Annotated in this window: 11 protein-coding genes; 2 read left to right on the forward strand and 9 right to left on the reverse strand. The window is 59.9% G+C overall.

Features of this window, described 5'->3' with window-relative positions; genetic code table 11:
- Positions 1–26: 26 nt before the first annotated feature.
- From KGD89_RS23895 to KGD89_RS23905, 3 genes are all read right to left on the reverse strand, one after another.
- The gene (locus tag KGD89_RS23895; protein WP_025262248.1) at positions 27–1,547 is read right to left on the reverse strand and encodes a TolC family protein; all 1,521 of its coding nucleotides are present in this window, start codon (positions 1,545–1,547) and stop codon (positions 27–29) included.
- 75 nt (positions 1,548–1,622) lie between these two features.
- Complete coding sequence (locus KGD89_RS23900) at positions 1,623–8,804, reverse strand: Ig-like domain-containing protein (protein WP_025262249.1); 7,182 nt, start codon at positions 8,802–8,804, stop codon at positions 1,623–1,625.
- Between the two features lie 145 nt (positions 8,805–8,949).
- Positions 8,950–9,786, reverse strand: a complete 837-nt coding sequence (locus tag KGD89_RS23905; protein WP_025262250.1) for a sulfotransferase family protein — start codon at positions 9,784–9,786, stop codon at positions 8,950–8,952.
- Between the two features lie 414 nt (positions 9,787–10,200).
- On the opposite strand from KGD89_RS23905, the gene KGD89_RS23910 reads away from it, so the two are divergent.
- Positions 10,201–10,794, forward strand: a complete 594-nt coding sequence (locus KGD89_RS23910) for a phage tail protein (protein WP_025262251.1) — start codon at positions 10,201–10,203, stop codon at positions 10,792–10,794.
- 49 nt (positions 10,795–10,843) lie between these two features.
- Positions 10,844–11,155: a DUF6916 family protein gene (locus KGD89_RS23915; RefSeq protein WP_025262252.1), complete on the forward strand. Its 312-nt coding sequence runs from the start codon at positions 10,844–10,846 to the stop codon at positions 11,153–11,155.
- Here KGD89_RS23915 and KGD89_RS23920 read toward each other — a convergent pair whose 3' ends face one another.
- From KGD89_RS23920 to KGD89_RS23945, 6 genes are all read right to left on the reverse strand, one after another.
- Positions 11,156–11,653 carry a GNAT family N-acetyltransferase gene (locus KGD89_RS23920; RefSeq protein ID WP_025262253.1) on the reverse strand — a complete coding sequence of 166 codons (498 nt, stop codon included), beginning with the start codon at positions 11,651–11,653 and terminating at the stop codon, positions 11,156–11,158.
- A 33-nt stretch (positions 11,654–11,686) separates the two neighbouring features.
- Complete coding sequence (locus KGD89_RS23925) at positions 11,687–13,783, reverse strand: HlyD family efflux transporter periplasmic adaptor subunit (protein WP_025262254.1); 2,097 nt, start codon at positions 13,781–13,783, stop codon at positions 11,687–11,689.
- Positions 13,784–15,103: an efflux RND transporter periplasmic adaptor subunit gene (locus KGD89_RS23930; protein WP_025262255.1), complete on the reverse strand. Its 1,320-nt coding sequence runs from the start codon at positions 15,101–15,103 to the stop codon at positions 13,784–13,786. It abuts the gene before it with no gap.
- Positions 15,100–15,885: an efflux RND transporter periplasmic adaptor subunit gene (locus KGD89_RS23935; RefSeq protein ID WP_025262256.1), complete on the reverse strand. Its 786-nt coding sequence runs from the start codon at positions 15,883–15,885 to the stop codon at positions 15,100–15,102. Before KGD89_RS23935 ends, KGD89_RS23930 begins: the two co-directional genes overlap by 4 nt.
- A 205-nt stretch (positions 15,886–16,090) precedes the next feature.
- On the reverse strand, positions 16,091–16,570 hold the full coding sequence (locus tag KGD89_RS23940; protein ID WP_025262257.1) for a chemotaxis protein CheW: 480 nt from the start codon (positions 16,568–16,570) through the stop codon (positions 16,091–16,093).
- Positions 16,563–22,547, reverse strand: coding sequence for an Hpt domain-containing protein (locus KGD89_RS23945; RefSeq protein ID WP_025262258.1), 5,985 nt, complete (start codon positions 22,545–22,547; stop codon positions 16,563–16,565). Before KGD89_RS23945 ends, KGD89_RS23940 begins: the two co-directional genes overlap by 8 nt.
- Positions 22,548–22,581 lie beyond the last annotated feature (34 nt).

A 22,581-nucleotide genomic window follows, 5' to 3' on the forward strand; every position in this document is an offset into this window, starting at 1 on the left:
GGAAAAGGCCGGAAGCACGGATACGCTTACTTGGCCTGAACTTCAGCCGCTTTCACAGGCTCTGCGATATTACCCGCCGACCATTGGTTTTCACGGGAAGCCAGGGCACCTGCGATCACTTGAACATCGGTCGAAGGCAATTGCTCCGGCAGTGGATCAAGCCCGGCGCTGGCGAAGATCTGGCCATAGGCATTACGCAGGTCGGCGTAGGCCAGGTCACGGCGCAGGTCGGCTTGCAGGGTGTTGAGTTCGCCCTGGATCAGGTCCAGTTCACCAATGCCTGCGGCCTTGTAGCGGTTGCGCAGTTGACCGACGATTTCACCGTCGATGTTCGACAGTTGCTGGCTGGTCTTGAACTGACGCATGGCTTCGCGATAGTTGGCGTTGGCCACGTAAAGCTGGGCCAGCACGGCAATCGACATCGCCTGACGACGCGCGGCTGCGACTTCTTCACCGGCCTTGGCCACGTTGATGGCCGCAGGTGCGGAAATCACGTTGAACAGGTTCCAGGTGACCTTGACGCCCATGTCGGCCCATTTGTCATTGACCAGGAAGGAGTTGCTGTCGTAATGACCGCCGGCAGAGAACTCCAGGCCCGGCAGCAGGCGCAGCATGGCCTTGCGGGTTTCGGCAGAGCTGATGCGGGTCTGGTAATCCTGCTCGCGCAGTTCCGGACGGCTGGCCAGTGCTTCGTGTTCCAGCACGCTCATGTCGACTTTGAGTTCGGGGATCGAGTAATCGTCCGGGGTCGCCAGGGTCAGCTCACTGCCCAGAGGCAGGTTGATCAGGGTTGCCAGTTCGGTCTTGGCCAGGGACAACGCCTTGCGCTGTTCTTCAAGCTGACGGGTCGCCTGGATCAGCGAGCGCTGGTAGCTCAGTGCCTGAACCGGATCGCCGACGCGCTGCGCGCTCATTTTCTGGCTGTTGTCCTGAGCCTTTTCGACGCGAACCATCAGGCTGTCGATCTGCTTGAGCAAACGTTCGGCAGCCACTGCACGCCAGTAGGCCGAGCGCACGTCCTGAACGATGGTGTTGACAACTTTGCGACGACGCTCCTGAACGATCAGGCGCTGGTCGCCCTGCTGCTTGGCACTGATGTAGCTGACGCCGAAGTCGAGGACGTTCCAGACCATGGTGAGGTCGGCGACACGACGGCTGCGATCCTGGGAAGTCGAAGGTTCCAGAGACTGGGTGCCGGTCTCGACGCTTTCGCTGCTGGAGGCGCTGACGTTGCTGCGTCCGGCATAACCTGCGGACAGCGCCATGCGTGGCAACATGTCGAAGCTGGCAAGGTCCAACTGACGCTTGGCCAAGGCTTCTTCCATGATTTTCAGACGCGCTTCCAGGTTGTACTTGACTGCACGAGCCATGGCTTGATGCAGGGTCAGAGGGCCGTTCAGTGGCTCCTGATCCTTGTACATCAGTTGCAGATCGCTTTGTGCGCGTTGCTCACTGACGCTACGGTCGATTGGCTTGCTGGTGACAGCACAACCACTGACGACCAGCGCCAGCAGGCTGACACTGAATAACTTCTTACTTCTTTTCATCCGTTCGACCGCCCCTGACTACCCATTCTTTTTTATAAGCGCCGGGATTTGCCGGCGCCTGACTCATACCTTGTCTCAGGCCTGCACTTCACTGATACCGGCTTTCCCCAAAGCCCATGCTAGTTCATGCAGCTGTTTCTGCTCGCCATCCTTGAGCAATTGCAACTGTTGCTCCAGTGTCAACGCGCCAAAGCTGCCGCGAATGCCTTGTGAGGAATCGCTCAGGCCACGGCTGCTACCGCTGTCAAAAGTACTTTGCGCCGAGGTGTCCGTGGAGGACTCGCGACTGAACAGCGTCGACAATGTGCTGCTGCCGAACACGCCACCTTCCCCGCTGCTAAAACCAAGGAAACCGCCAGTGGCCCCCGTACTGCCGCCCAACTCACTCGAGCTGAAAACCTGTGCAATGAAGCTTGGAGCCAACGCGCCATTGCTGATGAAAATGTTACCCAGAGGCGGAAGACCGTCGCCTGTGGTGCGCACTTCAAACAACGGCGCGAAACTCAGCGGCGAACCGAGATTGCCGGTCGGCGGGCCAAAGAGCGTCGGCTGCAATGGCAGGTTTGGCTGGCTGATCAGAGGGACCGAATCGCTAATGCGGAACTGCGGATCGCCACCTTGAGAAAGCGTGGTGACTGCGTAGCTGCTGGAGTTGGTGATACCGATACCGGTATTGCCTGCCAGGTCCGTCACATTACTGCTGTCGAGCGTGATGAAGTTGCTCGGAGCCTGCGTGTTGGCTGTCGGGGTCAGAGTCGCTGTCCAGGTCAGGCCACCATCATTGCTGGCCAGATTGGACAGGGTGCCGTTGGCGACGCTGAGGTCCGAAAGATCGAAGTTACTGACACGCTCACTGAACGTGAATGTCACCTGAGTGGTCTGCCCGGTGGTCAGGTTCGGGTTGGCAACCACAATGCTCGAAATGGTTGGAACCTGACCGTCAATGGCGTAATTGGCGGAGTTCTGGACGCCAGAACCCGCGTTACCCGACAGGTCCGTGACATTACTGCTGTCCATGACGATGAAGTTGGTCGCATCCGTGATATTCGCCGTTGGCGTCAGGATTGCGGTCCAGGTAATGCCGCCATCGCTGCTGACCAGGTTCGACAGAGTGCCGTTGGCGACGCTGAGGTCCGACAGATCGAAGTTAGTGACCGCCTCACTGAAAGTGATGGTCACTGGCGAGGTTTGACCGATCCCCAGTGTGCTGTTGGCTACCACAATGGTCGCGGTCGGGCGCGCCGTATCAATCGTGTAGTTGTTGGAGCTGGTAACGCCGCTGCCGATGTTGCCGGAAGCATTGGCAAAGCCCGTGTTATCCAGCGTGATCAGGTTGGTGGTGTCGGTCACGTTCGCGGCTGGCGTCAGGGTTGCCGTCCAGGTGATACCGCCATCGCTGCTGCTGACCGCGCTCAAGGTGCCATTGGCAACTGTCAGGTCGGCATTGGTGAAACCACTTACAGCTTCGCTGAAGGTGATAGTCACCAGGGAGCTTTCACCGATAACCAGTGCGCTGTCTGCTACCACGATGGTTGCGGTCGGCTGCCGGGTGTCGATGGTGAAGTTGCCCGAATTGACGATACCTGTCCCGGCGTTGCCAGCCAGGTCCGTCACACCCGCGCTGTTCAGGCTGATCACGTTACTGGTGTCAGAGCTATTGGCAGTCGGTGTAAAGGTCGCCGTCCAGGTGATACCGCCATCGCTGCTGCTCACCGCGCTCAAGGTGCCATTGGGAACCGTCAGATCGGCGTTGGTGAAACCGGTGACCGCTTCGCTGAAGGTGATGGTCACCAGCGAGGTTTCGCCTGCTGCAAGAGAGCTGTCTGCCACAACGATACTCGCTGTGGGACGCTCGGAGTCGACAGCATAATTGCCCGAAGTCGTGAGGCCGGTACCCGCGTTGCCTGCCTGATCGGTCACACCCGTGTTATCCAGAGTGATGACATTGCTGGCACTGGTGATGTTGGCGGTAGGCGTCAGGGTTGCAGTCCAGGTCACACCGCCGTCGCTGCTGCTGACCGCGCTCAAGGTGCCATTGGACACGGTCAGGTCGGCGTTGGTGAAACCGGTCACAGCCTCGCTGAAGGTGATGGTCACCAACGAGGTTTCACCAATGGCCAGGGCGTTGTCGGCAACCACGATGGTTGAGGTCGGACGCACGGTGTCGATGGCGTAGTTGTTGGAGTCGGTCGTGCCGCTGCCGATGTTGCCGGAAGCATTGGCGACGCCCGTGTTATCCAGGGTGATCAGGTTGGTGGTGTCGGTCACGCTGGCGGTCGGCGTCAGGGTTGCCGTCCAGGTGATACCGCCATCGCTGCTGCTGACGGCGCTCAAGGTGCCGTTGGCTATGGTCAGGTCAGCATTGGTGAAACCGCTCACCGCTTCGCTGAAGGTAATGGTCACCAACGAAGTTTCACCGACTCGCAGCGCGTTGTCCGCTACCACGATGGTTGCAGTCGGGCGCGCAGTGTCGATGGCGTAGTTGTTGGAGTTGGTCGTGCCGGTCCCGGTGTTGCCAGCCAGATCAGTCACGCCGGTGTTATCCAGGGTGATCAGGTTGGTGCTATCGACAATGTTGTTGGTCGGCGTGAAAGTCGCTGTCCAGGTGATACCGCCATCGCTACTGCTGACGGTACTCAAGGTACCGTTGGCCACGCTCAGGTCGCCATTGGTGAAACCACTCACCGCTTCGCTGAAGGTGATGGTCACCAGCGAAGTTTCGCCAGCGATCAGCGTGCTGTCAGCCACAACGATACTCGCGGTCGGACGCGCAGAGTCGATGGCATAGTTGCTCGATGTCGTGATGCCGGTGCCCGTATTGCCTGCCTGATCGGTCACACCCGTGTTATCCAGAGTGATGACATTGCTGGCACTGGTGATGTTGGCGGTAGGCGTCAGGGTTGCAGTCCAGGTCACACCGCCGTCGCTGCTGCTGACCGCGCTCAAGGTGCCATTGGACACGGTCAGGTCGGCGTTGGTGAAACCGGTCACAGCCTCGCTGAAGGTGATGGTCACCAACGAGTTTTCACCAATGGCCAGGGCGTTGTCGGCAACCACGATGGCTGAGGTCGGACGCACGGTGTCGATGGCGTAGTTGTTCGAGATTGTGGTACCGGAACCCGAGTTACCGGATACGTTGGTGAACCCAGTGTTATCCAGCGTGATGAGGTTGGTGGCATCGCTCAGCCCCTGGTTCGGCGTAAAGGTCGCCGTCCAGGTGATACCGCCATCACTGCTGCTGACCGGGCTCAAGGTGCCATTGCTCACCGTCAGATCAGCGTTGGTAAAACCGTTCACCGCTTCGCTGAAGGTGATGGTGACCAGTGAAGTTTCGCCCACTCTCAACGCACTGTCCGCGACCACGATGGTTGCCGTGGGCTGCATGGTATCGATGGTGAAGTTGGGCGAGTTGGTTATACCGCTCCCGACGTTGCCGGCCAGGTCTGTCACGCCTGAGTTATCCAGGATGATCAGGTTGGTGGTGTCAGCGATATTGATATTCGGTGTGAAGGTCGCGGTCCAGGTAATGCCGCCATCGCTGCTGGTGAGGGTGCTCAAGGTGCCGTTAGGTACGATCAGGTCGCCATTGGTGAAGCCGGTCACCGCTTCGCTGAAAGTAATAGTGACCAACGAGGTTTCGCCGACCGAGAGGTTGCTGTCGGCCATTGTAATGGCCGAAGTCGGGCGCACAGTGTCGATCGCGTAGTTGCTCGAATTGGTGGTACCAACGCCCACGTTGCCAGCGATGTCGAACACCCCGGTATTGGTCAGAGTGATGACGTTGCTGGCATTGGTGACGCCTGCTACCGGAGTCAGTATCCCGGTCCAGGTGATACCGCCATCGCTGCTGCTGACCGCACTCAGCGAACCGTTGCTCACGGTCAGGTCGGCGTTGGTGAAGCCGCTCACCGCTTCACTGAAAGTAATGGTGACCAACGAGGTTTCGCCGATGGACAGGTTGTTATTGGCAACCACAATGGTCGCGGTCGGGCGCAAGGTATCGATGGCGTAATTGTTCGAGGTGAGGGTACCGAGGCCCGCGTTGCCAGAAGAGTTCGCGACACCGGACATATCCAGCGTGATCACGTTGGTGAGATCGGTCACGTTCGCGGCTGGCGTGAAGGTCGCGGTCCAGGTGATACCGCCATCACTGCTACTGACCGGGCTCAATGTGCCATTAGCCACAATCAGGTCAGCATTGCTGAAGCCGCTCACCGCTTCGCTGAAGGTGATGGTCACCGTTGGGGTTTCGCCGATCGACAAAGAACTGTCGGAGATAATGATCGTCCCGGTCGGACGCACAGTGTTGATGGTGAAATTGCCCGAGTTGGTGCTACCGACCCCGGCGTTGCCGGCCATATCTGTCACGCCAGTGTTATCCAGGGTGATCAGGTTGGTGGTGTCGGATACGTTGTTGGTCGGCGTGAAGGTCGCGGTCCAGGTAATACCGCCATCGCTGCTGCTGACGTTAGTCAAGGTACCGTTGGGCACGGTCAGGTCGGCATTGGTAAAACCGCTCACCGCTTCGCTGAAGGTGATGGTCACCAGCGAGGTTTCACCGGCGGTAATGTTGGCGTCGGCAACCTGAATGCTGGAGGTCGGGCGAATAGTATCGACGAGGTAGTTATTGGAAATGGTCGTGGCAAGCCCGGTATTACCTGCGGCATCCGTGACACCGGTATTGTCCAGGGTAATCAGGTTGCTGGTATCAGTGATGTTGTTGGTCGGCGTGAGGGTGGCGGTCCAGACAATGTTGTTGCTGGTGCTTACTGCACTCAGGGTACCGTTGGCGACAGTCAGGTCAGCGTTGCTAAAACCGCTGACCGCTTCACTGAAGGTAATCGTCACCGTCGACGTTTCACCGATAGTCAGTGAAGGGTCCGCAACGACGATAGTGGCGGTCGGGCGCGACGTATCGATTGCATAGTTGTTCGATGAAACCGTTCCAGTGCCTGAGTTGGCTGACAAGTCCTGCACACTGGACATGTTCAGACTGATCAGGTTGGTAGCACTGGTCAGGTTGTTGAACGGCGTCAGGGTTGCGGTCCAGGTAACGCCACCGTCACTGCTGCTTACTGCGGTCAGGGTACCGTTGGCAACCGACAAATCCGCATTGTTGAAACCCGTTACCGCTTCGCTGAAGGTGATGGTGACCAGCGAAGTTTCGCCCGCGATCAACGTGGTGTCCGACACAACGACGGTTGCGGTCGGAGCGACGGAGTCACTGACCACATAGTTGTTGGACGTCGCGGTCCCGGTCCCGATATTGCCCGCCGAGTCCTGCACGGCCGAACCGGCCAGGGTAATGGCGTTGCTCGAGTCCGAGACATTGCTGGATGCCGTCAGCGTGGCAGTCCATGTGATGTTGTTGGTGGTCGTGAGGTTGGTCAGGGTGCCGTTGGGAACGACAATCTCGGAAATATCCAGACCGAACACCGGCTCACTGAAGGTGAACGTCACGGCAGACGAACCACCTGACCCCAAAGACGGGTTGGCAATCACGATGCTGGAGATTGTGGGTGCCGAAATGTCAGCACTGTAGGTGATATTCAACCCTCCACCATCGTTGAAGATGTTATTGACCCCCGTTGGCGAGGTACCGTTTGTACCACCGCTGGTTGCCTGACCACCCGACCCGCTGATACCTACGTTGCCACTCAGGGACGAGTTGTTGCCTGCCGTGATATTGAGCGTGCCCCTGTTCCAGATGGCACCGATACCCCGGCCGCCGTTCCCGCCGATCGTACCGCCACCACCACCGCCGCCGCCTGCACCGATGTTGCTGCTGATGGTTGAGGTGCCGATGATCGCCAAGGTGCCAGTAGAGGCGTTATAGATACCGCCTACCGCCGAGCCGCCTCGGCCGCCAGTGGCATCAAAGCCCGAACCGCCACCGCCACCGCCGATAGTCCGCCCACCGGAAGTCGCCGTGCCGCCCGCGCCGCCATTGGTATAACCAGAGACACCAATACCACCAGCACCACCACCGCTCGCATTACCACCACGCCCCCCCATGTAAATCGTGTTGAAACCCGCACCGTTACCGCCGGTGTTGGCTGAGGGAGATGTAGGGAAATAGCTCCCGGCAGCGCCACCGGTAGCACCATTCTGACCACCAATACCACCACCGCCACCGCCACCACCACCGACGGTCGGGGTCAACACGCCACCGCCACCACCACCGCCTGCGGCAGAGTTGGCTGTCACGGTGACATTGCGCAACGTGAGGTTACCGGCGTTATTGATACCGCCGCCCACAGCGTCAGCCGCCGAAACCGTTGCACCACTATTGGCACCCGAAGTGCTGGCAACGCCGCGCGTAATGATCAGACCGTCAAAGGTGGCCGTCGTACCGGAGGTCACCCGGATCACACTGGTCCTGTTCTGGCCATCCAGCGTGACATCCGCCACGCCGTTGTTATCCAGGTCGCCATCGATGGTGATGTTTCTGTTGACCACCAACTGGGCGTCAAGCGCGACTGTCATGCTGCTGGAGAAGGTCACGATATCGCCGTTCTGGGCACTGGCCAGCGCTGCACGCAAGGTTCCTGCGCCGGTACTGCTGCTGGAGGTTACGGTGATGGTCGCAAGCCCCCACTGGTAAGAGTCCATCGCCTGCTGGGACAGAGCACCGATGCTTTCGATGCTGCCGGTCGCGATTTCCAGCGTCCAGTCGCCGCCCACGCCGGTGCGGTTGGTCGATGCAGCAATGTCGCGACCAGTGAGCTGTGCGAGCGAATCGACGAAGCTCAGACCCAGCTCGCCTTCGGCGGTATTACAGGCGTAAATCAGGATATCGCCGCCCGCGACCATGTCATTGCCGATCTCGGCCAGCAAGGCACTGCGTTGAGCAATGTTGTCGGCCGACAGATAGCTGTTGCCCAGCCACAGATCACCCGAGTTGCCGTGGGCGATGATCTGCACCGAACTCACGCCCTGATGGGACTCCAGATAGTCGGCGATCTGTTGCAGGCCGTCTTTGGTAGCGTCAAGCATGACCACCTGCGCGCCAGGCGCAACGCCTGTGAGCAGGCTGTCGGCGTCCTTGACCCGCGAGTCGACGAAGACCACGGTGCTGCCTGTTACGGTCGTTGAGGTGGTCGTGATATCAGCCGTCGCAGCCGATTGCGCATGGCTATCGCTGCTGCTGTCTTTGGCACTGGCCTGATCGGTAGTCTTGGCAGCCTCGGCAGTCGCCTGGCTGTCCGACTGCGCAGCATCGGCAACGGTGGCAGCCACTGCGCCATCGAACAGCATTCGCGGCTCAAGGAACATAATCATGGGGGAAGCGGGGGATTTAGCATCCACGGAGGTCCGCTGTACAGTCGGCGACTTTTTCTTATTCCACCACATGTTGCTCACCAGAGATCGAACGTTGTAACACTGATATGGAAAACCGCGATCAATGGGTCGCGGCGTCGGATTTCATGCGGATGACGTTGGCAGCGCTTGCCGAACCGTCATTCCAGAACGACAGCTTTGAATACTGCTCAAACAGATCAGGCGGCAGGATCGTGTGCCTGCTTTCAAAGGCGACCCTGGGTTTTACCTTGTGCAGACCGGAGACGCCCAAGGCGTCGTCGAACTGCGGCGCGTCATAGGAAAGGTTGTTGAAGTCGTGCTCGAACCACGGCTCGCCGATGAATTCATACACCAGACGCATGACCCGCTCTGGAGCCTGGGAAAGCAGGTCGTAGTCGATCAGCAGCAGGGAATCGGCATTTTCGCCGTAATAGGCTTCCTTGAGCGAAGCCCAGGCAAACCCCACCAGACGGTTGCGTTGCGCAAGGGTCTCGACCCGGCTGTAGACGGTGTTGCGCTCGGTATCATCGACAAACAGCTTGGTGTTCTCGAAGGGATTGTTGCGATACACGCGCTCGATGCTGTCCATGATCCAGGCCACATTGCGCACGCAGGCAATGACCTTGGACTTGGGGAACAGATCCATCAAGGCCGGGAGGCGCGAAGACCAGCCCCGGTTTGTATCGAAAACGATGGATTTGTCGGTCTTGTCGGCGTAATAGGACTCGAAAATACCGCGCAGCAGGCGTCGACGGGCGTTGATATCGATCATCGAAGCGAATTCGCTGCCCGCGCTGCATTGACCAAGAACGTTGGAAAACAACGAAGCAACCGGGCTGCTCATACCGGCATGAAAGCGGGGGTTTTGCAGAAGAATGGCTGACAGCAGGGTGGACCCCGAACGTGGCAGACCCGATATGAAGTGGAAATCGTGCATCCCGTGCCTACCTGTTCCTGTCCGTCTGGAAGCCAATGTCAGCCTAACGTAACAAAATGTACGCGAATAGTATTACTTCGACATTAGTTCCCCAAACTTGAGCCAACACAGTCACAAAATTCGAACCTTTTTGGGTAAGCCGTTGTACTCAAAAGCGTTCCACGCTCGATAGATGACAACTATCAGATGAACGGTCGGAAATCGGCCTGAATACCTGCCAGCTTTTTCCCAAAATCAGGAAGGAACGATTGCATAAACGTCATCTGCCAGCCCGATTGTTTCAATCGCGACATTGCGATGTAAAAGCGGAGCAATTCGCCAAACAGTGTCTACGCTTTCACATTGCCACTACCGAAGGCTGGTGCCTGAGTGGATCACGTGTGTCACCCCATAACATATGAAGGATGAGGGTTTATGGAAGTTTTTATGGGCTCGATCATGACGTTCGGCTTCCCCTTTGCACCCAATGGCTGGGCGCAATGTAACGGCCAGACGCTGAACATTAGCCAGTACAACGCCTTGTACGCGCTGCTGGGCGTCATCTATGGAGGCAATGCATCACAGAACTTCATGCTGCCCAACCTTCAAGGCAGGGTGCCAGTCAACCAGGGAACCGGTCTCAACCTGACCAACCGAGTGATCGGCACTGCATCGGGCGTTGAAAAGGTCACGGTCACCATCGCCAACATGCCGTCTCACGTACACCAGATGAGCGCCCTGACAGCGACAACCACCATCAATCTGGGCGCCAAGCCGAGCACCACTGGATCCATCGTGCCAACGGCCACCAACTGCTATGTCGGAGGCACAACAGCCGGCCCGACTTCCGCCAACATGTTTGCACCGGACCTGGGAACCGACGCGCCTATCGTGCAGAAAGGCGTCTCGACCGCCATCAGCGGCACCATGCAGCCAGTCGGAGGCAGCCAGCCTCTCGACAGCATGAACCCTTTCCTGGTCGTGAACTTCAGCATTGCACTGCAGGGCCTTTTCCCTAGCCGCAACTGATGCATCCGAGCCCAGGGAAGGGCTCTTCCCCACTTACTGGAGTCGTTCCATGCTGCAAGACATTACTGTCGAACATTTTCGTACGCTGCTGGGCAGCACCTGCTCGCTGCAACTGGACGATGGCAGTCAATTGCCGATTGCCATCTCTTCCATCGATGAAAAACCTCTGGCACGCCTGTCCGACAATCAGCGCCTGCCCTTCAGCATCAGCCTCAACTCACTGGAACCCAGCGCCTTCGTCGATGGCCTGTGCGCTCTCGAACTGCCGGAACTGGGCAGACTGGAAGAGATCTTTGTTTCCCGAGTGCCGCCCATGGGACGCGATGCAAACCTGGCTTATTACTGCATCAGCTTCAACTGATCAGCCTGTCTTGGCCTGGCCCGGATACCAGACCAGACGCTCCGCCGCCACATCCCGCTCTTCGACCTGAAACCCCAGCGCCAGATAATGCTGGCGCGCATGGGGGTTATTGGCCCAGACCACCGTCGCAACCGGGCAACAGATCTTCTCGGCAGCTTGTTGCACACCTTGCAATACCGTACGCCCGTACCCCTTGCCCCGGGCTGCCGGAATGAACGCCAGATACAGCACACGGATTTCATTGGGACCAAAGTCCACCACCAGCGCACCGATCAGGGTGCCAAGCTTTTCAATCACGTAATGCATCGCATTGGGAAACTCACCGCCCAGGCCGGCTTCCTGCACACGAAATTGCTGGGCAATGACGTCCTCAACCAGATCACGCTCGCCATCGATCAGTTGCAAATCGGGCCTGGCCGAATGGTAGAGCGACTGAATGAACGGGCTGTCCGTATCACGTGAAGGCCTGACTTCAAGCCCGTCTGCATTGTTCAACATCAGTGTCGTCCTCTTTCCCTGGAAACCACTTTTTCAGAAACCGCTTTCACGAACCCCCAGGGCCGCCAACCTGCGCCAGGTTGCCCCCAAGAGCGATTCACTTCGGCCTTGCAACACCGCAACCCCGCGCAACGGCTGAGTGGGTGCTTCGATATCATCCAGCACTTTCAGACGCACACCGTATTGCGCCTGCACAGGCTCCGCACGCTGGTTCTCGTCACGACGCACGGCAATCGGCCCGTGGTGATCGGACGCCAGGGCTTCCTGATCCAGATAGGACACACCATTGGCATCCACATCCAGCAACTCGACCTGCAGCGACGGGCGCATCGGGTCGTCAGCGATGAAACGGCCCTTGTCGCCCGGAGCGATACGCCACAAGGCATCTTCAGCCAGATAACCCCGAATGCGCGTGCCGCCCTCGACGATACGGGCCAGTGGCGTCTGGGTCGAAACCCAACGGCCCGGAGCCAGTTGCGGCATGAGATCGCGAACCTGACCGGCCTTTGGAGCACGCACCAGCAAGCGCTCACGCTGGGCTGCCAGACCGCGATACTCCGCCACGGCGCTGGCCAGACGCTGCTCGATGATGCCCACATCCGCCACCGTCTCGCTGCGCCCGGCCTGACGACGTATCTGCAATTGCAGGATTTCGATTTCCCGACGCACGATGGCCTGGCGCGAATCGACGTCCGGCGACTCCAGTTCCACCAACACTGCGCCCTGCTCCACTGTCTGGCCGTCCTGCACGTTCACCTGCCTGACCCGTGCGGCGACCGGGGCATGCAGTGCCGTAACCCTCCCCGCTTCCAGCATGACCGGCAGCTCGACACTGCTATGCCAAGGCACCACCAGCAGCAATATCAGCGCCAGAAGCCCTGCGCCACTGAGCAACACACGCGGCGTATGGGCCTGCTCGCGATTCGCCCACCAGTGACGCGCTTCCTTGAAGATCGGCAGAAAGATGAACCAGCCCAGTTCCACCAACATCAGGAAGATCCCCAGCAACTTGAAAAACAGGTGATAGACCGCCAACGCGATCCCGAAAAACAGCACCGCACGCCACAGCCAGGACAGATACCCCCACCACAGCAGACGCCGCTGCATGGTTGGCGTCCAGGGTTCGGGCGCTGGCAGGCCGTAACCGAACAGGGCTTCGCGCAAGCGCCAGCGGCACAGAGCAAAGGCCCGGCCCTGAAGGTTATCCACTTCCCACAGGTCACTGATCAAAAAGTAACCATCGAAGCGCATGAACGGATTGAGATTGACCACCACCGTCGTCAGCCAGGTCGCACTGGCCAGCATGAACGCAGCCGTGCGTGCCGGCCCGTCAGGCAGCAGCGACCAGGCCAGCAAAGCGATACAGGCCAAGAGCATTTCGGCAAGGACACCACCTGCGCCGATCAGCAAACGGGCGCGCCGGTCATTCACTCGCCAGGCATCGCTGACGTCGGTGTAGAACAGCGGCAGCAGCACCATGAATGCAACGCCCATGCTCTGCACACGACACCCGGCACGCTTGGCCATGAAGGCATGGCCGAACTCATGACAGAGTTTGGCGAAAAACAGCGCCGCACCAAACGCCAACGCGCCGCCGAGGCTGAACAGATGCGGGAAGGTTCCAATGAATCGCTGCCAGTCACGTGCGACCAGAAACACCCCGAGCCCCAACGTGACCGGCAGGCCATAGCGCAGAAGTGAGGGGCCAAAACGCTTCAGCCAGGGCCAGGCCCTATTGAGAAAAGCATCCGGGCGCCACAGGGGAATGCGGAAGAACAGGTATTGATGCAACAACATCTGCCACAAGCCGTGACGCGAAGCAGCCGCCTTGTAGGCATAGCTGGCGCGCTGGTCCGGGTCGGTCGAAGCGATCAGGTCATGGCTGCGAAGAAAGATCAGCAGCTCTTGCACTTCGTCATCGCCCAGCGGCAGACCGGGCTCGAGGTTGGCGGCCTGGAGCACCCGCGCAGGATCACCCAGCGACCAATGCCGCAACAGGCGAATAGCCTGGGCACCCAGCTTGAAATAACGGCCACGTATGGGATCGGCCAGCGTCCAGCGCGGCGACCCGTCGAGTGCCGGGGCCACTGAAGTGAGTTGCAGATCCGCCCGCAGGCTGGGCAGCGCCATTTACAGACCTACGCTCTGACGCAGACCTGCCAGAGGCCGGCGCAACAGATACAACGCCAGGGGCGCTCGCTCGCCAAAAACCTTGGCGGTGCCACGCAGACCGATACGCGGCGGCGCGTCAAGGAAACTGGCATCCAGGCGATAGGCCAGTTGCCCACCTGGAGTCGGCTGAGCCTCATATGCCGCACGCTCCAGGCGGGCGGAGTGACGATGCAAGGGATCGCTGTCCAGAAACAGAGCGATTTCCGCATCCGGTTCAAGCGCAATGGCATCACCCACTGCCAGTTCGATACGCAGCTCGGCCTGGGACGGATCAGCGATTTCCAGCAGGCGTTCGCCGGTCTGGACCGGTTTGCCTGTCCAGCGCTGAGCATCGGCAAAGACCGCGATACCGTCACGCTCGGCACGAACCTCGCTGCGCTTGAGCAATTCACGTGCGTAATCGCGCTCTGCGCGCTTCTGCTCGACGCGAGCGGCCAGCAAATCGACCTTCGAGTTTGACTCGGCATCGGCAAACGCCCGCTGCGAGTTGGCTTTCAGCTCGGCCTCGGCAACACCCAGGGTGCGCTCGGCCACGTCAGCCTGAGCCTTGAGCGTGGTGTTTTCAAAACGCACCAGCAGGTCGCCGGTCTTCACGGGCTGGTTGGGTTTGATCAGAAATTCGGCAATCACGCCGTCCAGCGGCGCAGCCACCACACGACCGGCCAATGGCACGACTTCAGCGGGCGCCAGAACCGACTGGCGAACCGGGATCAGCAGGCTCAGCAGCGCAAGAGCCACCAGCAGCACCTGACGCTTGCGACTCCAGCGCAGACGCCAGGGCTTGCGCGGCTCCAACGCCAGCCACGCATGGCTGTAGGTATCACCCAGTTGCGAGAGCAGAACCTGCTCGGGCGCAGCCCAGGGTTTGTCGCGGGCCAGCCAAAGGCCGCCGAACACTTCGCCCTTGTGGTCCAGCAACGGCAGCCAGAACACATGGATGGCCGACAGGCTTTGCCAGTCTTCGCGTACCGAAGCGCTGAGCGACTCCATCGCCACAACACTGGCCGGCTTGGCCTTCTCCAGCTTGAACAACTGCGCGACCGCATGCTCGACGAACGCGACAAAGGGCGCATTGGGATCAATCACGCTGACGCCCGTCACCGCCCGCACCTTGCCGGCAATCACCAGCGCGGCATGGCGAAAGCCAAACAATGGCTGACCGTCATTCACAAGGCTGTAAGCCAGTTGATCGGTCGTGCGGGCTGCGCGGGTCAGGCGTTCAAGATCGAGGAACTGGGCAAAGACCCGCTCCACCACCCCAGGTACAGAAGCGTTCACTTAAGCTCCGGGAAACGTGCGGTTCCGCTCATGCCCGCCAACAGGCCCTCGGACTTTGGCAGACCGGCCACCAGCAGCAAGGTCTGGCTGCCTTCATCGATTCGCGCACCGAAGCGCTTGATAGTGGCGGTCAGTGGCTTGCCGGTTTCGTCAGGCACGAAACTGAACGTCTGCCCGGCCTTGAGCTTGCCCATCCAGCGGGATGGGACCAGAAGGTGAATTTCCAGCGTGCGGTTATCGACGATCTCCAGCAGCGGCGTGCCGGGGGAAACGCTTTCATAGCGCTGGACCTTGCGCTCCACGACCTGCCCGTCATACGGCGCAATCACGCTGCAACGTTTGACCTGAACCTGAAAGACACTGGATTGCGCCTGGGTTTCGGCGACACGGGCTTCTGCACGTGCGACCTCGAAACGCCCTACCGAATTGAGCGAAGCCAGTTGCCGATTGTGAGCCAGCTCTTCACTGGCGCCGCGACTGGCGGCCTGGGAGGCATTGAGCTGGGCCTGATAAGCCGAGCAGTCGAAGCGCGCCAGCATATCGCCCTTATTGAAAGTTTCACCTTCGCGCAGCGGCAGATCAACAATACGCCCGGCCAGCTCACTGGCAAGCACCGCCTGATCCTGCGCCCGCAACACCCCTCGCGCCTCAGTGGCAGAAGCAGGCTGGGCACCTGCAGATGCAGCGTTATCCAACAACGGATCAACCTCGGCCGGCGTTTGCGCCTGAGCGACACACACCACACCCATCAACCCGAAAAACAAACCTTGCAAATACCGCATACCGGAGACTCCTTGTCGGATGAAGTCAGTCTACGGCAGCAGTGATAAGCGTCAAGCCAATAGCCAGTATCTTTGCTGGGTGCCGGCTTCGACGTCTGGAATATTTTTGCTCACCCAGGCAGGAGCGAATTTATTCGCGAGAGGCCCGCATATCCGAAGAGAATCTATCGTCTTCAATGACGTCTCGCGGATAAATCCGCTCCTACTAAATCGGCTCAAGCCACCCAGCATCCACCACTCGCTGTTCAAGCGCCACTAGGTCGGGGATACGGGCCACGCTGTCTCCGGTCTGGACGGCGGCCAGTTCCAGTTCGGCGAGGGGCACGTCCACGTAGCTCAACTGGCTGTCGACCTTGAATGAGCGAGGAATACCCTGGGTCAGCAAGGCGATGAAGCGGACTTCATTGCGCCCACCCAAGGCGTTGAGGACGACGATGCGCGCACGGCCTCCAACGCGAGGTCGGCCGCCGCAGGCGGCTTCGAAGCTGATCAGGGGCAGTTTCAGGTCACGCCAGCTGATCGGCCCCAGATACCACTCGGGTGCGCCAGGTTCGGCGGTGCAGTCCTGGTAGTCGATCAGTTCCGCGACCGCGACATTGGGCAGCAGCAGGGAGCGGTCGCTCAAGGGCAGGAGCAGCCCGGTCAGGGTGGTGAGGCGGCTGCTCTGGAAGGTTCTTTCAGACATTGACCTGGCTCCAGTGGGCAATGCTCTGCAGCAGTACCGACTCTTGATACGGCTTGCTCAGGTAATCGTTGACGCCGATGGCCATGGCGCGGTCGCGGTGTTTCTGGCCAGAGCGGGAAGTGATCATGATGATGGGCAGGTCCTTGAGCTGTTCGTCGTGGCGAATCTGACTGGCAACCTCGAAGCCGTCCATGCGCGGCATTTCGATATCCAGCAACATCACATCCGGCGTGTGTTCCTGCAGCAGGCTCATGGCGTCGATACCGTCCTTGGCGGTCAGCACATGCATGCCGTGGCGCTCCAGCAAACGGCTGGTGACTTTGCGCACCGTCACCGAATCATCCACCACCATGATCAACAGAGGCCGGGTATGCTCGATTTCGCTGAAGGTTGGCGCGACCAGTCCTTGTGCCTGCTGCATCTGCGAGCGGCTTTGCAAGACACGGATCTGTGCCAGCAGATCAAGAATGAAAATCACCCGGCCATCGCCCAGGATGGTCGCGCCGGAAACCCCCTGAACCCTTGAAAATTGCAGCCCCAGGTTCTTGACCACGATTTCCCGGGAGCCTGCCAGCGCATCGACCTGCACCGCCAGCCATTGCTCTTGCAGATGCACCAGCAACACCGGCACAGACTGCAACTGACCGGCAAACCTGGGCTTGCCGCTATTAAGCAGTTCGCCCAGATAGCGCAGTTCATAACTGCGCCCGCCGTAGTGATAGCGCGGCGGGCTGCTCAGGTAACAGGCTTCCAGATCGCTGGACATGACCTGCACGATCCCGTCGACGGTATTGAGCGGCACCGCATACTGCTCTTCGGCGCACTGCACCATCAGGGCACGGTTCACCGACACCGAGAAAGGCAGGCGAATCCGGAAGCGGGTGCCCTGCCCTGGCACCGAGTCGATGACAATCGAGCCACCCAGTTGCTTGACCTCGGCATGCACCACATCCATCCCGACACCACGCCCGGAAATCTGGGTGATGATTTCGGTCGTGGAAAACCCGGCCTGAAGAATGAAAGGCAAGACTTCATCATCGGAGAGCTGCGCATCCTCCTGAATCATGCCGCGCTTGATTGCCTTGCGGCGCACGGCAGCGATATCGACACCGGAACCGTCATCGCTCAATTCAATGACGATATCGCCGCCTTCATGCATCAGGTTCAGCTGGATATGGCCCTGCTCCGGCTTGCCGGCAGCCAGGCGTCTTTCGGTACTTTCCAGACCATGATCCACCGCATTGCGCAGCATGTGTTCCAGCGGCGCAACCATGCGTTCGAGGATCGTGCGATCCATTTCGCCGTCGGCATTGCCCACGTCGAAACTGACTTTCTTGTGCAGTTGCGCAGCAACCTGACGCACCACCCGACGCAAGCGTGGCACAAGCCGCTCGAAAGGCACCATGCGGGTCCGCATCAGACCTTCCTGCAACTCCGTGTTGACCTTGGCCTGCTGCTGCAAGAGGGTTTTCGCATCACGTGCGCGACTGCCCAGAGTTTCCTTGAGGTCCATCAGGTCGGAGGCCGACTCGAACAAGGCTCGCGACAATTGCTGAAGCTGCGAATGCCGATCCATTTCCAGCGGATCGAACTCTTCATAACCCAGGCGCTCGGCCTGAACCTGATCGCGGCTGAGAATACGGCCCTGGGTTTCCATATCCAGACGGCGCAACTGGTCGCGCATACGCTCGATGGTGGTTTCCATCTCCACCAGCGTGATTTGCGTATCGATGATCTGCTGTTCGATACGCCCACGGAAAATCGAAGTTTCACCTGCCAGATTGACCAGTGTCTCCAGTTGTTCGGCGCCGACCTTGACCATTTCAGGGCCACTGCGCTCGGCTTCCGGCTCGGTATTGCCCGGCGTCGTAATCACAGACGCGGGCTCGGGCACCTCGACAATCGGCGTTTGAACCACAGGTTCAAGGCTGGCCAGTTTCCGAACGTTCTCAATCAACAAGGCAGCACTGGGCAAAGGCTTGTCCGCACGTACCGCATCGAGCATGTCGACCAGCAGGTCATGGCCGCTTTGCAGCAGGCTGATCATCAGCGGGCCCGGCTGCATATCGCCACGTGAAAGCCCTTCGTAAAGGGATTCAAGTTCGTGGGCCAGATCGCCAATAGGGGCAATTTCGACCATGCGCGCCCCACCCTTGAGGGTGTGCAGGTCACGCAGCAGGTTTTCCACTTCCAGCAGGTTCTGCGGATCGGCTTGCCAGCGCGCCAGGGCAGCGCCCGAGCTTTCGCTGAGGTCGTAGCCTTCTTCGAGGAAGATTTCCAGCAGTTCCGGGTCGCGCTCCGGGGCATCCTCAGTCTGGGGTTCAGCCGGTTCGCACACCTGATCGGCCTCGCTGTCTGCGGGAACGAAGGTGCCCTGGCGAAAACTGCCGATGGCTTCGATCAGTGGCGCAGGGTCAGTGAGCCGGTGATGGTCCTGCAGTTGCTCCAGCATGCGCGCCAGATGGTTGTGGCTGGCACGCAACAGACCGGCCAGTTCCGGTGAATAGCTGTAGCGCCGGTCGATCAGGCCTTCGTAAAGAACTTCCAGCTCATGACCCAACGCCGCCACCGGCACGATATCGGCCATCCGCGCACCGCCCTTGAGGGTGTGCAGATCGCGCTGCAAGGAGGGCAACGGCAATGGGCTTTCGGGATCTTCCAGCCAGCGCTGCAGTGAATGCCCGGCGCTGTCGAGGATATCGACGGCTTCTTCGAGAAAGATTTCGACGATCTCGTCGTCAAAATCCGCCACCTCGACACCTGACGCTTCACCGGCCAGTTGTGCGGTGGCTGCATCGAATTCCGTAATGCTCGGCGCTTGCACACCGTCACTCTTGATCAGCCCCATAGCGGACGGGTCCAGCGCTTCGTCGAGCAGTTCGTGCAAGGCGCGAATGCATTCGGGACGCGGGTCGACATTCTGACCGGCCGCAACCTGATCGAGCATGTTGATCAAGGCTTCATGGGCATTTTCGGCTTCGCTGAAAAAGCGCTCACTGACTGCAAGACTGCTTTCTTCCACGGCGCCATAAAGGTCCAGCAAGGCCTCGCACAGCTCATCGACCTGAGGCAGATCAGCCAGATGGGCGCCATGGCCAAGCGTGGTCAACTCATCGAGGAGCGCACTCAGTTCCTGCCGTTCTCCGGGGTGCTCACGCCAGCGCTGCAACAGGCTCTCGGCATCCAGAACAATGTCCATGCCTTCGGCCAGGAAGGTGGCGATCAGCTTGGGGTTGTGATTGATGCGCAAGCCGCTGTCCGACTCACGCAGCGCACTGGTCAGCCGCTCGTTGAGCAACGTATGAGCCGCCTCGATCAATCTGGCAGCCCCCGGAATCTCGGCCAGCGGCTTGCTCTCCAGTTGCTCAAGGCCCTTGCGCAACAGGGGCTCGGCATTGCGCAGCAACTTGAGTTCGGGCGCGCCGATGGCGATCAGGTTGGCCTTGTACTCACGCACCAGTTGATCCAGCGGGCTCGCCAGTTCGGCAATCGGCAAGACGCCGGCCATGTGTGCACTGCCCTTGAGGGTATGCAGCGAGCGCAGCAAGGCATCGGTGATGGAGGGCGAAGCGCTTTGCGCGGCCTGATCGAGAAAGCGATTGAGCGCCCCAAGATGCCCATAGGCTTCCTGACGGAAAATCTCCAGCAACTGCGGGTCGAGCGTTTCTGCGCCCTGGCGGGGCGTCGTGATGTACTGAGGGGGCTCAAGACCGTTGGCCAGCGCATGGGCGCGGGCGGCCAGAGTATCCACATCGTTGCGTTGGCGCTGCGCATCACTGGCAAAGTCGTCGATCACCGAAGGCAGCAAGGCAAGCACTTCAGTCAGCAATTGCTGCACTTCCAGGCCCGCAAGGACGTCGCCTTCAAGGACCCGGTTAAGCAGGTTCTCAACCGACCAGGCCAGTTCACTCAAGACCAGGGCGCGAACCATGCGCCCGCTGCCCTTGAGGGTATGGAACGCCCGGCGCACTTCGGTCAATGCGCTGCTATCGCCATTGCCGGGCGTGCCAAGCGATGCAAACCAGCGCGGCAGGTATTCACGCAGCGCATCCAGCACTTCCTCGGTTTCTTCAAGGAAGACTTCGCGCAACTCTTCATCCACGGCCTCCTCGCCCTCGGGCGGAGGCAGCAGGCTGGCGGGGATATGGCGAGCTGGCGGGTTGACGGCAGACACCGGGCTGGCCAGGACCTGAGCGATGGTTTGCGTCGGGCTGACCAGCACCTGCCGATCATCCAGTTCCAGCAATTCGTCCTGAGTGATGACTTCGTCCAGCAGCGGCACATCCAGCGTGTCCGGTGCTGGCGAGTAACCCAGCCGGGCGAGGCTTTGCTGGGCCAGGTCCAGAATCTGGTTACCCGGCGCCTCGTGATCCTCGCCCATGCGCTCCAGGTAATACTCGACTCCGGTCAGGGTATCGGCCAGGCAATCGAGCTGGGTCCACGAAGGACGGTTTTCGTCTACCAGCAATTGTTCGACGATGTATTCGTTGCAGGCGGCCAGCAGGCTCGCCGCCCTGGCCAGAGGGATCATCGCCAGCGCGCCACGCACCTGGATCAGCAAGGCACACAGCGGCTCAAGCCGCTGGCGATCCCACTCGCCATCGATGTAATCGAGCACCACATCCTTGGCCTGCTGCAGGACAATCCGCGCTTCGCGGATCACCAGTTGGTGAATCTGCATCAGGTCAGTGGTGGGCAGGCGGCTGTCTTCCTGGTTGGTCTGCTCGGTAGGGCCGATCATCCCGGCCAGTGTCGACTCGACGTACAGCAAGGCACCCGCCACATCCATCAGCGCGGCATCATTGGGTTCACGCTGCCCCTGAGCGAGCCCCTGAACCACCGCCAGTTGATCGATGATGACCTTGCGCGGCTGACCAAACCCCAACACCGCCAGGGTATCGGCAATCTGGCGCAACGGCGGCAGCAGCGGATTGAGCTCGCTGACGTGCTGGCGGTCACCGCGCACGAACACATCAAGCCGCTCCTTGACCCGCACCAGCCCTTCGCACAGCGCAACGATCACCGAACGCATGGCATCGCGATCCGGCCCGGCCATGCGGGCGCGCTCTTCATTGACCACGTCATTGCCGGGCAAGGCTTCCGCCAGGGCGTACTGATCCTTGAGGTCCTGCATCTTCGGCGCCTGGCTGTCGGACTTGGCGATGTAGAACAGCAGGCTTTTCAGCAACTCTTCAGGCGCTGGCTGGTTGATGCCGTCGATACCCTGCTCCAGCAGGCGCTTGAGTTCCTTGTCTGCGTCTTTGAGCAGACTGCGCAACGCCGGGCTGTTGGTGAAGTTGCCGTTGAGCATGGTTTCGACCAGCGCCGAAGCGATTCGCCACAGCGGCCCAAGCGGCGCGTCTTCACACAAAAGCTCCAGGCGAGCGAACACTTTGGCCATAAAACCCAATTGAGCCTTTACATCCTGCTCACGCATCAAGCCCACCAGAGCCGCTTGCAGGGTATGGCGCAACTTGCGCAGCAACTCGGGCAATTCCGCTGTATTGCGCTGGGCCAGTGTCTCGGCATCGAGCGGCGGGACGACGACCAGTTGCGGGGCAAACAGACTGGTTTCAGAGAGCAGGCTTTCACCACGGGCGCTGCGCAGGTCGTTGAGCAGCGGCAAGACCACCAGCGGCAGGTCACGCCGGGCGGAATGAACCCGCTCCAGATAGACCGGCAACTGGGCCATGGCCTGATCCAGCAACTGCATGGACTCGGCCTGCTGACTGACCCGATGCTGTTGCAAGGCCAGAACCAGTTGTTCGATCTCCTCGGCGAGCAGGGCCGCGCCATAGAATTCGATCATTTGCAGGCTGCCGTGAACCTGATGCACAAGGTTCAGGCATTCATCCAGGGCAGCCGTGTTCGCTGGCTCGCTGGCGAATGCGTCCAGCGCCTGACGGGCCTGCCTGAGTGTTTCGGCTATCTCGCCCTTGAGCCATTCCAGAGCGACATAATCGCGGCGGTCAGCCATGAGTCCTGCCTCTTACCCGATCGAGACTGTTCAT

This window comes from Pseudomonas cichorii, from assembly GCF_018343775.1.
Classification (GTDB): domain Bacteria; phylum Pseudomonadota; class Gammaproteobacteria; order Pseudomonadales; family Pseudomonadaceae; genus Aquipseudomonas; species Aquipseudomonas cichorii.